A 16936-nucleotide genomic window follows, 5' to 3' on the forward strand; every position below is an offset into this window, starting at 1 on the left:
ACATACGAGTCCATCCCTTGCCCACAACCCACCCCCCCCCCCCCCCCCCCTCCCCCCCCCCCCCCCACCGCCCCCCCCCCCCCCCCCCCCCCCCCCCCCCCCCCACCCACCTCCCCCCCCCCCCCCCCCCCCCCCCTCCCCCCCCCGCACCGGTCGAGCGGGTCGGACGTGGCCAGGCGCGGTCAGGCCGGTTCGGCGTAGCGGCGGCGGGCGAAGTGCCTGACGACCGGCTCGACCTCGCCGGGCTCGCGCAGGCGGCGCACCGCCACCAGGGCGTACGTCTCATGGCCGTCGACCACGTGGGTGCGCGGCAGGGCGAACCTCTCCCCGGGGACCGGCCAGACCAGCAGCCACAGGTGCTTTTCCGAGGTGTACGGGCGCGGGCCGACGGTGACCGCGGCGATCTGGTCCCAGCGGAAGACGAGGTCGGTGGCGCCGAAGTCCCGCATCGCGATGCCCTCGGGGCCGATCCGCAGGAGCAGCGGACACAGCCACCGCAAGAAGAGCCAACCGCTGCCGTACAGACCGCCGAGCCCGGCCAACGGCCCGAGGGCGACGACCTGTTGGACGCCCCCGACGGGTCCGCCGGTCCGTAGCGCAGCCCGACCCCTTCGATCTCACCCCAGCCCAGCCGGTGCTCATCGAGGGTGATCCCGTACTCGTCCACCCGCAGCCAGAACGGCAGGCTCGCCCTCCGCAGCGACCGCGCACCCGCGAGGACGGACAACACGGCCAGGAGCAGGGCGATATAAGCCGTCTGCCGGGAATCGCCGCGCGCGAGCACCGCCCATGCGGCGGCGCCGACCGCCGCCGGCGCCCCCCGCCCCACCCAGCGTCTGCCGCTCCGGCGAAGCCGCCCGCTCCTGGTGAACTCCACCGTGCTGCCCCCCTGTTGCCGTCCCTCGGCCGCGTCCGTCGCTACGCGTCAGGGGAGACGACGGGGCCGCGCGCGGCAGTTCCTGTCCGCGCGGGAACGGTGGGGGAGTGACAGGGAAGCGGCCGGGGGCACCGCCGTGGTCGGCGGTGCCCCTGCGGCGTACGGCGTCCGGTGTGCGGCGTGCTACGAGGGTCAGGCGCCGGTGGCCTTGGCGTAACGGGCGCTGACGTCGGTCCAGTTGACGAGGTCCCAGAGCTTGGTGACGTAGTCGGGGCGGATGTTCTTGTACTGGAGGTAGTAGGCGTGCTCCCAGGCGTCGAAGACCAGCAGCGGGGTGGCGCCGTGGCCGACGTTGCCGTGGTGGTCGTAGACCTGTTCCACGATCAGCCGCTTGCCGAGCGGCTCCCAGGCCAGGACGCCCCAGCCGGAGCCCTGGACGGACGCGGTGGCGGCGGTGAGGTGCTTCTTGAACGCCTCGAATCCGCCGAGGTGCTCCTCGATGGCGGTGGCCAGCGCGCCGTCGGGGCGGTCGCCGCCGTCGGGGGACAGATTCTCCCAGAAGATCGAGTGCAGGACGTGGCCGGAGAGGTTGAAGGCGAAGGTCTTCTCCAGGCCCACGAGCCGGGCCGGGGCGAGCTGTTCCTTCTCGCGGGCCTCGGCGATCTGCTCCAGCGTGTCGTTGGCGCCCTTGACGTAGGCGGCGTGGTGCTTGGCGTGGTGCAGCTCCAGGATTTCGCCGGTGATGGCCGGTTCCAGAGCGGAGTAGTCGTACGGCATGTCAGGAAGCGCGTAGGTGCCCATCAGGCACGGCCCCTTTCGACAGAGTGAGAATACGTGCCGCGACCCACCCTATGACCTTATTGCGAGAGAGTTGCAATAGCGGCACATGTGCAGCAGCATGGTGTCGGGCGGGGTCGGCCCGACAGCATCCCGGGAGAGTCGCTTCCTCGACGCTGATCGTCTTTCCAACCGGCAACCCGCCGGCCCGCCGGTCCCGCCCGCCGACGTACTGCTGTGCCCGCCGCCCGCGCTCCGATGCCGCCGACCTGGGCGGGCGGGGGGGGGCCGGGAACGCCGGAGCCCCCTTCGGCGCGGATCTCCGCGTCGAAGGGGGCTCGGCCACGCGTGCCGGAAGTCGGCCGCCTACTGCTTCTTGCGCCGCCCCGCCGCCTTGGGTTCGTCCAGGCAGAGCCGCTCCGCGGTCCTGCTCAGGTGCTCGCGCATGATCCGCTGCCCGGTCTCCACGTCGTCCGCCCGGATGGCCGCGATGATCGCCCGGTGCTCCTCCATGCCGCGCTTGCCCCTCTCGGGCGCCGTCCGCTGCGCGGTCGCGGGTGATATCAACTGCGGCCCGTGGAAGGAGTGGATCAGCATCTCGAACGCGCTGTTGTGCGTGCTCGCCGCCAGCCGCGTATGGAATTCGGCGGACAGCGACACGTCGTAGTCGCCGCCCGCGACCGCCTCCTCCTGCCGGTCGCAGATCGCCTGGAGCGCGGCGATGTCCTCGTCGTCCGCGGTCGCGCACAGCAGCGGCATGATGCCGACCTCCAGGACCAGCCGGACCTGGGTCACATCGGCCGCCGACACCGAGGAGAGCGTGAGCAGATCGGTGATGCTCGCCCCGATCCGGTCGCTGCTCGGCGTGGTGACGAACGCCCCGCCGTGCGCGCCCACCCGGATCTCGACCAGTCCGCCCGCCTCGAGCACCCGCAGCGCCTCGCGCACGGTCACCCGGCTGACCCCGAACCGCTCGCACATCTCGCGTTCCGGAGGGAGCCGGTCGCCCGGCGTCAACTTGCCCTCATGGATGAGCGAGCGCACCTGGTCGACGATCAGCGCGGAGATCCGTCGGTCGTTCACGGGGCTGAGGAGCCGGCCGGACTGACCGTCCTCGGTCCTCGCTGTCGGACGGCGAGCGGCCATAAGGGTTCCTTCCCTAGACGCGGACGACCCCATAGTAGCTGATTAAGGTATGACCAATAGGCCCTGGTTGGGGCCCGGCTCGTGCTCCCCCGTGAGGTCGGCCTCCGGGCCCTATCGACTCCGTGTGCCCCGGTATTGAGCCTTTCCCGCCTTCCGGCGCGCGGATGTTCTCCCAGTGTGTTCGACCGCGCCGCCCGGCCCCCTCCCCGGTCTCCTGGCGATAGCGGGCGCCCTGCCGCCGGCCTGGGCGCTGACGGCCTGCGCGGGCGAGCCGCCCGGTCACAGCCCGAGATGGACCCGCCGCACCCGGCGGGTCAGCGCGGGGGAGGGAAGGACTGGGTGGCGCCCGGTCGCGCGGGCATGGGCTGGGTGGAGGCCGCGGTCTGGGCGGCGAGGTGGGCGGCCGTCGTGGCGGGGGCGAATTCCGGGCTGGTCGGGGCGGGTTTGCGGTCCTGGAGGCGGAGGGCGCCGGTGAGGTCGCCGAAGGTGCGGCGGCGCCACTTGCTGATCGGGGTGAAGGTCACCGGACCGTGGCCGGACAGGCCGCCCGCCGCGGTGACGGTCTCGATGAACCGAAGCGCCGAGGTGTGGTCGGAGACCTCGGAGAAGATCCGGCCGCCCACGGTCCAGGGGGAGACGATGACGCACGGCACGCGGAAGCCCGCGCCGACCGGCAGCCCCCCGCCCGGAGTGCCCTTCGGCGACGTCAGGTGGACGAACTCCTCCGGGTACGTACGGGGGTTGGGGACGGGCGGCGGGACGTGGTCGAAGAAGCCGTCGTTCTCGTCGTAGTTCAGAACGAAGACGGTCGAGTTCCACAGCTCGTCGTTGGAGGCCAGCGCCTCCAGCTTGGACGCCAGGTACTGCGCGCCGGCCGCCGGGAGATTCGGCGGGTGCTCGTCGGCCTCGCTCGGCATGTAGAGCCAGGACACGTCCGCGAGGACGCCGTTGGCGCAGTCCTCCTCGAAACCGAGCGCCGGGTCGGACGCCGGGGACGGGTGGGTGGGATCGCCGACCCGCCCCGGTGTGCCGTCGCCGTAGAGCGTGCCGCCGGTCATGACGGCGGTGTGGAGGGCGACGGGCAGGGTCGCCTTGTTCTTGAAGCTGGCGAACCAGGCGAAGACGTTGAACCCGGTGGTCGCGCCGGAGAAGTACGTCTTGACGCTGTACCCCGCGTCGTGGAGGATCTCCGCCGCCGACGGGTGGGTCATCGGGTTCGGCGTGACCGTCTCCAGCACGGGGCCGCCGAATTTGCCCTCCGGGTCGTTGGTGCCGGACATCCACACCAGCCGGTTCGGGTCGGTCGGGCCCAGGACGGAGCAGTGGTAGTTGTCCAGCAGCGTGAAGGACTCCGCGAGCGCCCAGTGGAACGGGATGTCCTCGCGGGTGAAGTAGCCCATCGTGTACGCGCCGTTGACCTCGCCGTCCGAGGCGATGTGCGCGGACAGCCAGCCGTCCATCGCGCCCTGGTTCCACGAGGCGTGCTGGTCGCGCCAGTCGTGGGAGAGCGACGGGATCGCGGCGGCGCCGGTGCTGAGCGTGGACATGTGGAACGGTTCGAGATACCCGTCGGGGTTGGCCGGATCGGGCTGCCGGAAGACCGAGTCGCCGTTGGGCAGCTTGATCGCCGTCTTGTCGTTGAAGCCGCGGGCACCGGGAAAGGTGCCGAAGTAATGGTCGAACGACCGGTTCTCCATCATCACGTACACGACGTGCTTGATCTGGGACAGGTCCCCCTCGGCCGGCCCCGCGGTCGCGGCCCGCGCGAGGTTCTCGGGCAGCACGCCCGCCACCCCGGCGGCACCCGCCAGCGCGGCGGCGCTGGCGACGAAGCGGCGCCGGGAGATCCCCGAGCGGCCTGAAGCGGTGTTGCTCATCGTCTGTCTTCTCTCCGTCTCGTGGGACCCGGTCAGGACTTCTGCGGGGCGGGACCGCGCGGGGCGGCGCCGTGACCGCGCGGAGCCGTCGGGCCCCGCCGCGTCACCGGACCGGGCGACACCGAGCACCTGGGCGACCGCGTTGTTGCGTGTGTCGGCGAGGTACAGCAGGTCCGAGGACCGGTCGACCGGAGGTCGCCGCGCCGCCGTCGCCGGAGAACGCGCCGAGGCCGTCGTCCGCCTTGTCGGCAGTATGGTCGCCCGCCACGGTCGTGATGGTCCCGGTCCGCGCGTCGACCCGGCGGATCACGTTGTTGGCCGAGTCCGCGATGTAGTCGCGGAAGGCGCCGTCGCGGTCGTCGGCGCGGCGGCGTGCGGCGGCTCGGGGTGGGGCACGCGTGCACCGCGAGCGGGTCTCCTGTCGTTCTTCCAGCGTTCAACTCGTAGTCCATGACGGCGCATTGTGCTGTCCCTAGGGTCCCTGAGGGCTGTGAAAGAAGGGACTCATGGACACTCTCCTTGCTGTCCGGGCTCGTGGGATCACCAAGTGCTTCGGTGACGTCGTCGCCCTCGACGGCGTGGATCTGGACGTCGCGCAGGGGCGGATCCACGGCCTGGTCGGACCGAACGGCGCTGGCAAGACCACGTTGTTGGGCCTGCTCCTGGGCCTGGCTGTCGCCGACGCCGGGCACCTCGACATCCTGGGCACGCCGATCGGCCGGCTGCTCGCCGCTCCCGAGGGGGTGGCCGGATTCGTGGACGGGCCGGGGCTGTACCCCTCGCTCACCGCCCGGCAGAATCTGGCCGCGCTGGCCGCCCTGCGCGGACGCGCCGCGCGGACGGCGGGGATCGACGACGTACTCGACCAGGTCGGCCTCACCGACGTCGCCGACGACAAGGCGCGCGGGTTCTCCCTCGGCATGCGGCAGCGCCTCGGACTCGCCGCGGCCCTGCTCACCACACCCCGGCTGCTCGTCCTCGACGAACCGTCCAACGGCCTCGACCCGGCGGGGAAGAAGCACGTCCACGGTGTCCTCACCCGGCTCGCCGCCGAGGGCGCCGCGGTCGTGCTCTCCAGCCACCGCATGGACGACCTCGAAGCGCTGTGCTCCGACGTCACCATCCTCGCCACCGGAAGGACCGTCTTCTCCGGCCCGCTGGGCAAGCTGGCCGCCGAGAGCCGCGAACTCGACTACCGGCTGCTGACCTCGGACCAGCGGGCCGCCAGCCGGCTGGCCCATGACACGGCCGGTGTGCGTGTCGTGGACGAGGCCGCGACATGGCGCGGCGCCGACGTCCTCGTCGTCCGCGCGCCGACGCCGGCCCTGGACGACCTGGTGGCGCGGATCGTCCGTGACGGTGTCGCCGTACGAGAGGTGGGCCCGGTGCAATCGCCCCTCGAAGCCGCGTTCCTCGCCCTCACCGAGCAGGAGGCGGCCCGATGACCGCGACCGTGTCCGCGACCGACCGCCCGGCTGATGGCCATGACGGCCATGACGGCCATGACGCCCATGACGACGGGGCCGGAGTCCGCCGCGTCTCGGTGGCCCGCGCCTACCGCTTCGAACTGGTCAAGCTGGTGTCGCAGTGGCGCATCCGCCTGCTGGTGCTCGCCTGCTGGATCGCGCCCGCGCTCTTCGTCGCCGCGGTGAGCCAGCAGAGCACGCTCCCCTCCGACACCCTCTTCGGCCGCTGGATGCATGCCACGGGGTGGGCCGGATCGCTGGTGGTGCTCGGCTTCTCCGGCACCTGGGCGCTCCCGCTGCTCACCTCGCTGGTCGCCGGGGACGTCTTCGCCTCCGAGGACCGGCTCGGCACCTGGCGGCACCTGCTGGTGGCGGTCAGGTCGCCCGGGCGGATCTTCGCCGCGAAGGCACTGGCCAGCCTCACCGTCATCCTGCTGCTCGTGGCCGGGCTGGCCGCCTCCGGCGTGGTCGGCGGGCTGCTGTCGGTCGGCAACCATCCGCTGGTCGGCCTCGACGGGCACCTGCTGGCGCCTTCCGACGCCGCGCGTGACGTCCTCCTCGCCTGGGCCTGTGTCGTCGCGCCGACCCTCGCCCTGGCCGCGATCGGACTCCTCGGGTCGATCGCGCTGGGACGGTCCCCGATGGGTCTGCTCCTGCCCGCGCTCGTCGCGCTCGCGATGCAGCTCGCCCAGATGCTGCCGCTGCCCGTCGCCCTGCGCCTGGCCCTGCCCGGCTACGCCTTCCTCTCGTGGAACGGTCTGTTCACCAGTCCGGGACAGCTCGAACCGCTGCTGATCGGCATCGCGGTGAGCGTGGTGTGGGCCGTGGTCGCGACGGGACTCGCGTGTCTGCTCTTCCTGCGCCGCGATTTCACCGACCTCACCTCCGACGGCTCGGGGCGCCGTGCCGTCACCGCCGGACTCCTGCCGCTGACCGGCCTGTTGGCCGCGACCTTCGCGGTCATCGCCGTGGCGACCCCGTCGACGGGCTCCGGAATCGACCAGGACAAGATCCAGCGGTCGGTGGCCACCGCGTTCGCCCACCTCTACCGCGTCCAGGCCGGCGACCTGAACCGCCCCGACGTGACGGAGGAGCACCTGCGCGTCACCGCGGCGTGCAACAGGGGCGGGGGCCAGGTCGCCGCCGAGGGTCCGGGCAACGACTGGCGCTGCGTCGTCACCTGGCATCTCCCCGACGTCACGGCCGCGGGGACGGCTGTCTACCAACTCGACGTCACCGCGGACGGGCGGTTCGTGGCCGACGGCGACGGGCCGAAGGAAGTCAACGGCTACTTCCTCGTGCGCACCCCCGTCGGGGACGCGCCGAACCCGCTCTGGCAGTTCGACGGCAACGTCGAACTGCTCCACTCCTCGAAGGGATGACTCCATGCAGGTAGCTCGCCGCCGAAGGCGTACCGAGAAACCGGAGTTCAGCATTTTCGGCAAACGCGTCGGACGCCGGGCGGTCCTGGTGACGTCGGGCGTCAGCGCCCTCGCCCTCGCCGCCACCGGCACCGCGTTCGCCCAGACGCACCAGTTCGGCACCGAGCAGGTCGGGCAGACCACCGACCGGGGCCAGGTCATCTCCAGCGACCAGTACATCGCCCCGTACGGCGAGCGCCTCGTCGTCAACAACGGCAAGATCATGTCGTCCACCGTCAGCCCGGACGGCACCCACCTGGCGGCCGCGGTCACCGACGGCGGGATGGCGCTGTCCGTCGTGGACCTGAAGAGCTGGAAGGTGCAGCAGCTCATCGGCAACTCCGCCGCGGCCGATCTGCGGATCAGCGGCAATGACGTGGGACAGGAAAGCCCCGCGTACTCGCCCGACGGCTCGCAGTTGTGGCTCGGCCAGACCGACGGATACACCAAGTTCACCGTGAACGCGGACGGCAGCCTCGCCCACCCGACGGCCGTCAAGATCCCCGCCGACGGTCCCCGGCACGCGCTGGCGAGCGCGGCGGTCTTCTCGCCCGACGGCGCCACCGTGTACAGCGTGGTCAACGGCCAGAACCGCGTGGTCGCCATCAACGCCGCGACCGGATCCGTCCAGCGGAGCTGGCCCGTCGGCAACGCCCCGCGCGGCATCGCCCGGGTCGGCGACAAGCTGTACGTCAGCAACGAGGGCGGACGTCCGGCGCGTCCCGGCGAGACCACCATCAACTCGTACAACACCCAGGTGGCCGCCGACCCGGTGACCGCCGCCACCACGACCGGCACGGTCAGTGTCATCAACCTGGCCAAGCCCGACGCCGCGCCGGCCAGCATCACCGTCGGGCTGCACCCGACCGCGGTCTACGCCAAGAAGGGAGCGGTGTTCGTCACCAACACCGCGACCAACGACGTGTCGGTGATCAGGACGGCCAATGACAAGGTCGTGCAGACCATCGCCACCCGGCCGTGGCCCGAGGCGTCGGTGGGCTACGAACCCGACGCCGTGACCCTCACCGACGACGGGCACCTCCTGGTGACGCTCGGCCGCGCCAACGCCGTCGCCGTCTACCGCTACACGACCCCGCAGGAGCCGGTCAGTTACGTCGGACTGCTCCCGACGGACTACTTCCCGGCCGAGATCGCGACCGTCGGCAAGCAGGTGGTCGTCTCCAACACCCGCGGCGTGGACGCCCGTCGGCCCACCACCGCCGCCGGGCACGGCACCCACGACACCACGTCGAGCGTGCAGCACTTCACGCTGCCGAACGACCGTGTCATCGCGTCCCAGACGGCCAAGGTCTTCCGCCAGAACGGCTGGACCAACGGCTCGCTCAAGGAGGCCGCGTCCAAGGGCCACGCGAAGCCGGTGCCGGTCCCCGCGCGGCTCGGCGACCCCTCGACGATCAAGCACGTCTTCCTGATCGTCAAGGAGAACCGGACCTACGACCAGATCCTCGGCGACCTCCCGCAGGGCGACGGCGACCCGTCGCTGACCCAGTTCGGCGAGAACGTGACACCCAACCAGCACGCGCTGGCGCGCCAGTTCGGGCTGTACGACAACACGTACGACATCGGCACCAACTCCGCCGAGGGCCACAACTGGCTGATGCAGGCGGACAATCCGGAGTACACCGAGTCCTCCGCCGGTGAGTACCTGCGCAGTTACGACACCGAGGACGACGCGCTCGGCCACCAGCGAAGCGGATTCCTGTGGACCGGCGCGCAGGCGGCGGGCAAGTCGGTGCGGGACTTCGGGGAGTTCCAGCAGTTCCTGACCAAACCCGCCGACGCGAGCTGGCAGAACCTGTACTGCGACGCCAAGACCATGGACGCCACCGGGAAGGACACCGCCTACCCGCTGGACTCCTCCTCGCCGATCCCGTCGCTCAACGCCGTGTCCGTGCCGGGCTTCCCGAAGTTCGACACCAGCGTCCCCGACGTCTACCGGTACCAGATCTGGAAGCAGGACTTCGAGAAGAACGGTCCGGCGAACCTGAACATGTTCTGGCTCTCCAGCGACCACACCGGCGGTCCCGCGAGCCCGGCCGCGCAGGTCGCCGACAACGACCTCGCGGTCGGCAAGATGGTCGACGAGATCTCGCACAGCAGGTACTGGAAGGACTCCGCCATCTTCGTGGTCGAGGACGACTCCCAGGCCGGTCTCGACCACATCGACGGCCACCGCGCCCCGATCCAGATCATCAGCCCGTACGCCCGGCACGGCGTCGTCGACAACCACTACTACTCGCAGATCACGATGATCCGCACCATCGAGCAGATCCTCGGGGTCCACCCGATGAACCAGAAGGACACGGCGGCCAGCCCGATGACCGCGGCCTTCACCAAGAAGCCCGACCTCGCGCCGTTCAACGCGCTGGCCAATCGCACCTCGCTCACCGACGGTCTGTCCACCCCGCCCTCCTGCGGCGTCGACACCCCGGCGGCGCAGGACCCCAACGCGGCGGCGGTGCCGGCGGCGGCGGTCCCGGCGGCCGAGAAGCGGCTCGCGGACCAGTGGGACACCTGGAAGTCCCAGCAGCGCCTGACCGGCCCCAACGCGGTGCCCGACTACGCCAACCCGGCGCAGATGAACCACCTCACCTGGTACCAGACGCACAACTGGACCAAGCCGTACCCCGGCGAGGCCAGGATCTTCGCGCCGAACGACGTACCGGGCGCCTACATCCCGTCGTCGGAGAACGACGGCTGACGGTCCGAGCCGGATCGATCGCGAAAGGGCCCCTGGCCGGCGTCACCGCCGCCCAGGGGCTCTTCTGTCGTCCTGCCGTCTTTCCGTCAGCGGGAACGCGAGATCCGCTCCTCGGCGCCGTAGCGGTGCTCCTGGTCGCCGTCCATCGCCTCGTAGATGGTCCTCTTCAGGCCCTCGGGGTCCGGAATGTGCTTCAGGGTCAGCAGGCCCTGCTCGGAGGCCGACTCGATCTTGAGCGTGCCGCACCGGATGATCCGCTCCCACAGGGAGGCGGCGAACGAGATGTCGTTGATCCGGGCCAGCGGGATGCTGCGCCCGGTCTTGTTCACGAAGCCGACCCGCGTGTGGACCCGCTTGGTGGTCAGGATGTAGAGGGTGCCGCGCCACTTCATGAGCTTGATCAGCCAGAACCACAGCGACACGAGCGCGGCCACACCGAGCACCACGTACCTGGCGGCGTCCGTCCAGCTCTTGCCGGAGGGCAGCACCCACAGCAGCGCGCCCGCCGCCGCCCATGTCACACACAACACCACGAACTCGCCGACGAGTTGAGTCCAGTGCTGCCGGGTGACGTATATGAGTTCTTCGTCATCGGTGAGATAGCGGTCCACGGAAGGCATGCTGCGCATATTGGCATACGGCTCTGACGTCGAACACCGCGGCCGGAAGCCCGGTACAGCCCCGTTACGTTTCCGCCCCCCGCCCCCCGCCCCCCGCCGACCACGTCGCGGCGCGGCCGGTGCCGCCGTGTTGTGTGTCGAACCCGCCGTCCATCGCCGTTGGTACCGGCAGGTGCGGACGGAATCCGGCTGGGCGGGCCGCTGGTCGGCGGGTGGCCGGTCGCGAACGGGCAGGTCGGGGACCGTACAGTGGGCGATCCGAACGGTGGTACGAACAGCGAAACGCGTGTCGGCACGGGAAAGGCCCGATCATGACGTCCCCTCTGAGCCCGCAGGTCCGCCCGAATCTCGTTCCGGACGACGGCGTCGTGCTCTTCATCGGCGACAGCATCACCGACTGCGGTCGTGACCTGGACGCGCCCGACTCCCTCGGCGACGGCTACGCGGCGATGGTGGCCGAGCGGTACGCGGCCGGGCACCCCGGCTCCGGGGTCCGCTTCGTCAACCGGGGCATCAGCGGCAACCGCGCGGTCGATCTGCGGGGCCGCTGGGACCGGGACTGCCTGGCGGTCGGCGCCGACGTGGTGTCCGTCCTGGTCGGGATCAACGAGGTGTGGCGCCGCTTCGACAGCGACGACCCCACCTCCGACGAGGAGTACGAGGACCACTACCGCACCGTGCTCGGCCAGGCCGCCGACCGGGGCAGCGCGCTGGTGCTGATCGAGCCGTTCGTGATGCCCGTCAGCGAGGACCAACTGGCGTTCCGCGACGACCTGGACGGCAAGCTGGCGGTGGTACGGCGACTGGCCGCCGACTTCTCCGCCACCCTCGTCCCCGCCGACGCGCTGATGACGCGGGCCGCCGCCGACGCCGGTCCCCGCAAGTGGACCGACGACGGCATCCACCTGACCCCGGACGGTCACGCCCTGCTCGCCGACGCCTGGCTCACCGCGGTCGGAGCGGCGCTCCCCGAGCGGGCCTGACCCCCGCGCCCGGCCGCTTGCCGGTCGCCAGGGCCACCCGGCTCACAGCCGGGTGGCCGTGCGGACCAGGGCGGCGAGGGGGAGGGAGCGGCTGTGGGCGGGCCAGGCGATGTGGGTGACGACGGGCGGAGCGTCGCTGAGCGGGACGGCGGTGTGCTCGGCCCACAGCCAGGCGCGGGCGGAGTCGGGGAAGACGGCCATGGTGCGGCCGAGGGCGATGAGCTGGGCCAGTTGCGTCTGGTCGTGGATCTCGGGGCCAGGGCCTGGGGGATACGTGCCGTCGTGGGCCCAGCGGGCGAGCGGGAGATCGGGGAGGTCGCTGACGTCGGCCAGCGACAGGACCTTGCGCGTGGCCAAGGGGTGCCCTGCGGGCAGGATGGCGATCTGGCCCTCGGTCATCAGTTCCTCGCTGTCGAATCCGGCGAGGGAGTTGAACGGCTTGTGCATGAGCGCCACGTCGGCGCGGCCGTCGCGCAGCATCTCGCCCTGCTCGCACGTGCCGCTCGGCAGCACCTCGATCTCGGCGGCGTCCGGCTCGGCCGCGTAGGCGTCCAGGAGCTTGTGCAGCAACTCGTGCGACGCGGCGGCCTTCACCGCCAGGACCAGACGGTCGCGGGCCCCGCCCGCGCGGTCGGCGTCACCGGCCCGGCGGGTACGGCGCGCGGCGGCGGCCGTCGCGTCCAGGGCCGCGCGGCCCTCGTGCAGCAGCACCTGACCGGCGCCGGTCAGAGCGACCCCGCGGCGGTCGCGGATCAGCAGCGTGACGCCGAGCCGCCGTTCGAGCTGCTGGATCGCGCGGGACAGCGGTGGCTGGGCCATGCCGAGGCGCTCGGCGGCGCGGCCGAAGTGCAGTTCCTCGGCGACCGCCGTGAAGTACCGAAGCTCGCGGATCTCCAAGGTGTCCATGACCCCAGCGTACGTGTGATACCTGCCGGGTATGACAGAGCACCGTATCGGTGTTGGATGCGCGGCCCGGCCGCGGGCGAGCATCGACGGTATGAGCGAAACGAAGATCGCGCTGGTGACCGGCGCGAACAAGGGAATCGGCTACGAGATCGCGAGCGGCCTCGGCGCCCTCGGCTACCGGGTGGGCGTGGGAGCGCGTGACGGGGGCCGCCTCGAAGCCGCCGTCGACAAGCTGCGCGCCGCGGGGGTGGACGCCTTCGGGGTGCCGCTGGACGTGACCGGCGACCGCAGCGTCACCGACGCCGCGGAACTCGTCGAGCGGCGGGAGGGCCGCCTGGACGCCCTGGTCAACAACGCCGGTATCTCAGGACCGACGGGGCCGGGGTGGACGCAGGACCCGACGACGCTCGACCTCGACCTGGTCCGCACGGTCGTGGAGACCAACGTCCTCGGCGTCATCCGCGTGACCAACGCGATGCTGCCCCTTCTGCGGCGCTCCGCGTCGCCGCGCGTCGTCAACGTCTCCAGCAGCGTCGCCTCCCTGACCCGGCAGGCGGACCCGGACGTCGAGATCGGCCCGGTCATGGCGGCCTACTCGCCGACGAAGACGTTCCTCAACGCCGTCACCGTGCACTACGCCCGGCAGTTCACCGGTACGAACATCCTGATCAACGCCGCCTGCCCCGGCCTGGTCGCGACCGACTTCACCGGCTTCCTCGGCCCCCGCACCCCCCAGCAGGGCGCGGCCACTCCCATCCGCCTCGCCACCCTGCCCGACGGCGGCCCGACCGGCGGGTTCTTCGAGGACGCCGGCGTCGTCCCCTGGTAACGGCTTCCAGCACCGAGTCCCGAGGGCGCGCCGGGTCAGCCGGTGACGGCCTCGGCCGCGAGGGCGTCCTGCGCCGTGCCGCGCATGCCCGCGACGATCATGTCGACACCGCGCCGGTAGTACGCGTCGTTGCTCGCGCACGACAAGAGCGCGTCGGCGGCGGCCACGACGTGCGGGTACCGGTCGGGGGAGAGGTCGAGCAGGCTCGCCTTCTTCGCGCTGACGGCCTCCTCGCGGGACTCGGGGTCCAGGGCCGGATTGCTGCGGCCGGGCTCGGTGATGACCAGGGTCACCAGCGAGCACAGCGCCTGACCGGCGGTCTGCGCGCCCTGCTCGACCGGCAGACCGGCCGCGGAGAGCAGCGCGAGGGTGCGTTCGGTGACGACGAGACCGGGCTCCGAGGCGAAGATCCGGGTGATCACCAGACCGGCGGCGTTGGGGTGCGGGCGCAGCGCCGCGAGGAAACCGCTCAGCAGGTCGTTCATCTGCTCGTGCCACGGCCGCTCGTCCGGCTCCGGGACCCGGACGTCGGTCAGCAGCCGCTCGGTGACCGCGTCGAACAGCCCGTCCTTGTCCGGGAAGTGCCGGTACAGCGCCATCGGCGTCACGTCGTGCTGCTGGGCGACCCGCCGGATGGTGACGGCTTCGAGACCTTCGCTGTCGGCCACGGCGAGCGCGGTGGAAATCAGCTCGTCCCTGTTCAAGCGCTTGTGAGCCGCCACGGGTCCCGCCACCTCCTGGTCGACAGCCTGAGCGACACCGGATTCCTCGCCGCCGCCACTACGCAGCGTACTGCGTATACAGCCGCGAACGGTGCCGCCGAGGATCAAGGTATACGCCGTACGCATACGGGGTGCGACTCCGGGACTGTCCCGGAAACGGCGGCCGGTCCGCACCTCGGCCGGTGGCCGTATTGCCGGAATTTGCTATGGTCGGATGAGTACCCGACGAGCGCGTCGTACCGGGACCCTGCAAAGACGGCGCACCCCCGTAAGCACGAAACCCACGGAGGTGCCCTCATGGCATGGGTCCTTGTTGTTGTCGCAGGTCTGCTCGAAGTGGCCTGGTCGATCGGAATGAAGTACACCGACGGCTTCACCCGTCCCGTCCCGAGTCTGCTGACCGGCGCGGGCATCGTGGCGAGCATGCTGATGCTCTCCCAGGCGGCGAAGACGCTGCCGATCGGTACGGCGTACGGCGTCTGGGTCGGCATCGGCGCGGCCGGTGCGGCCGTGGTCGGCATGGCGGTGCTCGGCGAGCCCACGACCGCCGCCCGGATCTTCTTCGTCTCGCTGCTGCTGGTCGCCGTGGTCGGTCTGAAGGCGACCTCCGGCCACTGACCGGCGCTGCCGACGGGTCAGCTCGGCTGTCCCGTCGGCATGACGGTGACCTGCTGGATGTTGACCCGCGGCGGCAGCGTCGCGATGAAACCGACGGTCCTGGCGATGTCCCCGGCCTCCAGGAACTCCATCGACCGCCGGGCGCCGTCCAGCCACTCCAGCGCGCCCGCGTCCGTGACGTGGGTCTGGAGTTCGGTGCCGACGATGCCCGGCTCCAGGGAGGTGACGCGCACGTTCTTCGGGCCGAGTTCGACCCGCAGATTCGTGGACAGATGCGTCACGAACGCCTTCGTCCCGCAGTAGACGGCGAAGGTCGGGAAGATGTTCCGCGCGCCGATGGACGAGGTGTTGATCAGGTCGGCGACGCCGCGCTCGGCCGCGGCGGCGATCAACTGCGGGGTGAAGGCGCCGATCGCGTTCATCAGGCCCTTGACGTTGAGGTCGATCTGCCGCTGCCACAGGTCGGTGCGCAGCTCCTCGATCGGCGAGGGCAGCATCACGCCCGCGTTGTTGAACAGCAGGTCGGCGCCGCCCAGTTCGGCCGCGACCCGGTCGGCGGCGGCCAGCAGGGCTTCCGGGTCGGTGACGTCGACCGGCAGGGCCAGCGCGGCGCCGCCGTTCTTGGTGATCCGGGCGACCAGGTCGTCCAGCCGGTCGGTGCGGCGGGCCAGCACCGCGACCTTCGCGCCGAGTTCCGCCAGGTGCTCCGCGGACGCCTCGCCGAGACCGCTGGAGGCGCCGGTGACGACCGCCACCCGGCCGGTGAGGGGCTTGCTGATGTCGTGCGCGGACATGGCTGTCCACCTTTCGTGTTCGGTGTGATGCGGCGGCGGACCCTCGGTCCGCCTGCCGTCCAGCACACCACCCGGGCCGCCGCCGCGGAGCGCCGAAAAGTGCCCTGAGCAGGCAGGTAACGGCCTGACCCGCACCGGCGAGGCAGGTACTGACAGGGCCAGTCACGACGCGCGCGGCCCGCGCGCCGCCCGCCACACTGGGGGTATGGACCGCAGCACCGACACCGCCGACTTCCTGCGCTCGCGCCGGGCCCGTATCACCCCCGATGAGGCGGGACTGCCCGCCGACGGCCGGGTCCGCCGGGTGCCGGGGCTGCGCCGCGACGAGGTGGCCCGGCTGGCCGGGGTGAGCACCGAGTACTACACCCGGCTCGAACAGGGGCGCGGCGGGAACCCGTCGCCCGAGGTGCTCGACGCGCTCGCCCGCGCGCTGCGGCTCGACACCGCCGAGCGCGAGCACCTGACCGACCTGCTGACCCGCAGGCCCGCAGGTTCCCGGCACGCGCCGAGCGGACCGCAGCGGGTTCGGCCGGGACTCCATCTGCTGCTCCAGACGCTGGAGCACGTGCCCGCCTTCGTCCTCGGCCGCCGCACCGACGTGCTGGCGTCCAACCGGCTGGCCCGCGCGCTGCTCGTCGACTTCGACGCGCTGCCCGCGACCCGCCGGAACATGGCCCGCTACTACCTGCTGGACCCCGAGGCGCGCGAGCGCGTCGTCGACTGGGAGCAGCTCGCCGCCGAGACCGTCGCCATGCTCCGGCTGGAGGCCGGCCGCTACCCGAACGACCGTCAGCTCGCCGACCTGGTCGGTGAACTCACCCTGCGCTCACCGGAGTTCACCACGTGGTGGAACGACCACCGGGTGCTGCGCCGCACCCACGGGATCAAGCGCTACCGGCATCCCGTCGCGGGGGACCTGGAGTTCTCCTACGAGTCGCTGCAACCGCCCGGCGATCAGGACCAGACGCTGTGCGTCTACACCGTCGAGCCGGGCTCGCCGAGCGCCCAGGCGCTCCAGCTCCTCGGCAACTGGACGGCGCCCGCTCCGGAAGGGCGCGACGGCGGCCGGGGAAGCGGCCAGGACAGCGACCCGGAGCTGCAAATTTAAGTTAATTAGGAATTATCGTTGACAGGGTTCGGGACCGCCGCCACAGTCTTCGTCGTGGCGGCGGTCCCCG

The 16936-nt window shown here is 71.5% G+C and carries 15 protein-coding genes; 7 read left to right on the forward strand and 8 right to left on the reverse strand.

Annotated elements, in window-relative coordinates:
- Window positions 1-182: 182 nt before the first annotated feature.
- The 4 genes from ACZ37P_RS32295 to ACZ37P_RS32310 all read right to left on the reverse strand — a co-directional run bounded on the left by ACZ37P_RS32295 (window position 183) and on the right by ACZ37P_RS32310 (window position 4677).
- Window positions 183-542 (reverse strand): hypothetical protein, encoded by a 360-nt coding sequence (locus ACZ37P_RS32295; RefSeq protein ID WP_467349909.1) that lies wholly within the window; start codon window positions 540-542, stop codon window positions 183-185.
- Between the two features lie 527 nt (window positions 543-1069).
- Window positions 1070-1678: a superoxide dismutase gene (locus ACZ37P_RS32300; protein ID WP_467349910.1), complete on the reverse strand. Its 609-nt coding sequence runs from the start codon at window positions 1676-1678 to the stop codon at window positions 1070-1072.
- A 342-nt stretch (window positions 1679-2020) separates the two neighbouring features.
- Window positions 2021-2800 carry a FadR/GntR family transcriptional regulator gene (locus tag ACZ37P_RS32305; RefSeq protein WP_467349911.1) on the reverse strand — a complete coding sequence of 260 codons (780 nt, stop codon included), beginning with the start codon at window positions 2798-2800 and terminating at the stop codon, window positions 2021-2023.
- 314 nt (window positions 2801-3114) lie between these two features.
- Complete coding sequence (locus ACZ37P_RS32310) at window positions 3115-4677, reverse strand: phospholipase C (protein WP_467349913.1); 1563 nt, start codon at window positions 4675-4677, stop codon at window positions 3115-3117.
- A gap of 506 nt (window positions 4678-5183) precedes the next feature.
- On the opposite strand from ACZ37P_RS32310, the gene ACZ37P_RS32315 reads away from it, so the two are divergent.
- From ACZ37P_RS32315 to ACZ37P_RS32325, 3 genes are read left to right on the forward strand one after another with little or no spacing between them, the layout of a single operon-like run.
- Window positions 5184-6122, forward strand: a complete 939-nt coding sequence (locus tag ACZ37P_RS32315) for an ABC transporter ATP-binding protein (RefSeq protein WP_391162667.1) — start codon at window positions 5184-5186, stop codon at window positions 6120-6122.
- A complete protein-coding gene (locus ACZ37P_RS32320) occupies window positions 6119-7525 on the forward strand; it encodes an ABC transporter permease (RefSeq protein WP_467349915.1) in 1407 nt (468 codons plus the stop codon). Before ACZ37P_RS32315 ends, ACZ37P_RS32320 begins: the two co-directional genes overlap by 4 nt.
- Before the next feature lie 4 nt (window positions 7526-7529).
- Window positions 7530-10286 (forward strand): alkaline phosphatase family protein, encoded by a 2757-nt coding sequence (locus ACZ37P_RS32325; RefSeq protein WP_467349916.1) that lies wholly within the window; start codon window positions 7530-7532, stop codon window positions 10284-10286.
- Between the two features lie 86 nt (window positions 10287-10372).
- On the opposite strand, the gene ACZ37P_RS32330 is transcribed toward ACZ37P_RS32325, so the two are convergent.
- Complete coding sequence (locus ACZ37P_RS32330) at window positions 10373-10906, reverse strand: PH domain-containing protein (protein WP_467349918.1); 534 nt, start codon at window positions 10904-10906, stop codon at window positions 10373-10375.
- 311 nt (window positions 10907-11217) lie between these two features.
- On the opposite strand from ACZ37P_RS32330, the gene ACZ37P_RS32335 reads away from it, so the two are divergent.
- On the forward strand, window positions 11218-11889 hold the full coding sequence (locus ACZ37P_RS32335; RefSeq protein ID WP_355334983.1) for an SGNH/GDSL hydrolase family protein: 672 nt from the start codon (window positions 11218-11220) through the stop codon (window positions 11887-11889).
- Window positions 11890-11931: 42 nt separating this feature from the next.
- Here ACZ37P_RS32335 and ACZ37P_RS32340 read toward each other — a convergent pair whose 3' ends face one another.
- Window positions 11932-12795: a LysR family transcriptional regulator gene (locus ACZ37P_RS32340; protein ID WP_391047816.1), complete on the reverse strand. Its 864-nt coding sequence runs from the start codon at window positions 12793-12795 to the stop codon at window positions 11932-11934.
- A 91-nt stretch (window positions 12796-12886) separates the two neighbouring features.
- On the opposite strand from ACZ37P_RS32340, the gene ACZ37P_RS32345 reads away from it, so the two are divergent.
- Window positions 12887-13624 (forward strand): SDR family NAD(P)-dependent oxidoreductase, encoded by a 738-nt coding sequence (locus ACZ37P_RS32345; protein WP_467349921.1) that lies wholly within the window; start codon window positions 12887-12889, stop codon window positions 13622-13624.
- A gap of 35 nt (window positions 13625-13659) precedes the next feature.
- On the opposite strand, the gene ACZ37P_RS32350 is transcribed toward ACZ37P_RS32345, so the two are convergent.
- Window positions 13660-14346 (reverse strand): TetR/AcrR family transcriptional regulator, encoded by a 687-nt coding sequence (locus tag ACZ37P_RS32350; RefSeq protein WP_355334974.1) that lies wholly within the window; start codon window positions 14344-14346, stop codon window positions 13660-13662.
- Window positions 14347-14643: 297 nt separating this feature from the next.
- Here ACZ37P_RS32350 and ACZ37P_RS32355 point away from each other — a divergent pair, with 297 nt between their 5' ends.
- Window positions 14644-14964, forward strand: a complete 321-nt coding sequence (locus ACZ37P_RS32355) for a DMT family transporter (RefSeq protein ID WP_188280976.1) — start codon at window positions 14644-14646, stop codon at window positions 14962-14964.
- A 17-nt stretch (window positions 14965-14981) separates the two neighbouring features.
- On the opposite strand, the gene ACZ37P_RS32360 is transcribed toward ACZ37P_RS32355, so the two are convergent.
- Window positions 14982-15758, reverse strand: a complete 777-nt coding sequence (locus ACZ37P_RS32360; RefSeq protein WP_401307460.1) for an SDR family oxidoreductase — start codon at window positions 15756-15758, stop codon at window positions 14982-14984.
- 205 nt (window positions 15759-15963) lie between these two features.
- Between ACZ37P_RS32360 and ACZ37P_RS32365 the strand changes: the two genes are divergently transcribed.
- A complete protein-coding gene (locus ACZ37P_RS32365; RefSeq protein WP_391047806.1) occupies window positions 15964-16866 on the forward strand; it encodes a helix-turn-helix transcriptional regulator in 903 nt (300 codons plus the stop codon).
- Window positions 16867-16936: the final 70 nt, after the last annotated feature.

The organism is Streptomyces sp. NPDC024632, from assembly GCF_055559175.1.

Coding starts and splice junctions, on each gene's coding strand:
- ACZ37P_RS32300 (WP_467349910.1), bottom strand. CDS start 1,678: ATGGGCACCTACGCGCTTCCTGACATGCCGTACGACTACTCCGCTCTG.
- ACZ37P_RS32305 (WP_467349911.1), bottom strand. CDS start 2,800: ATGGCCGCTCGCCGTCCGACAGCGAGGACCGAGGACGGTCAGTCCGGC.
- ACZ37P_RS32310 (WP_467349913.1), bottom strand. CDS start 4,677: ATGAGCAACACCGCTTCAGGCCGCTCGGGGATCTCCCGGCGCCGCTTC.
- ACZ37P_RS32315 (WP_391162667.1), top strand. CDS start 5,184: ATGGACACTCTCCTTGCTGTCCGGGCTCGTGGGATCACCAAGTGCTTC.
- ACZ37P_RS32320 (WP_467349915.1), top strand. CDS start 6,119: ATGACCGCGACCGTGTCCGCGACCGACCGCCCGGCTGATGGCCATGAC.
- ACZ37P_RS32325 (WP_467349916.1), top strand. CDS start 7,530: ATGCAGGTAGCTCGCCGCCGAAGGCGTACCGAGAAACCGGAGTTCAGC.
- ACZ37P_RS32330 (WP_467349918.1), bottom strand. CDS start 10,906: ATGCCTTCCGTGGACCGCTATCTCACCGATGACGAAGAACTCATATAC.
- ACZ37P_RS32335 (WP_355334983.1), top strand. CDS start 11,218: ATGACGTCCCCTCTGAGCCCGCAGGTCCGCCCGAATCTCGTTCCGGAC.
- ACZ37P_RS32340 (WP_391047816.1), bottom strand. CDS start 12,795: ATGGACACCTTGGAGATCCGCGAGCTTCGGTACTTCACGGCGGTCGCC.
- ACZ37P_RS32345 (WP_467349921.1), top strand. CDS start 12,887: ATGAGCGAAACGAAGATCGCGCTGGTGACCGGCGCGAACAAGGGAATC.
- ACZ37P_RS32355 (WP_188280976.1), top strand. CDS start 14,644: ATGGCATGGGTCCTTGTTGTTGTCGCAGGTCTGCTCGAAGTGGCCTGG.
- ACZ37P_RS32360 (WP_401307460.1), bottom strand. CDS start 15,758: ATGTCCGCGCACGACATCAGCAAGCCCCTCACCGGCCGGGTGGCGGTC.
- ACZ37P_RS32365 (WP_391047806.1), top strand. CDS start 15,964: ATGGACCGCAGCACCGACACCGCCGACTTCCTGCGCTCGCGCCGGGCC.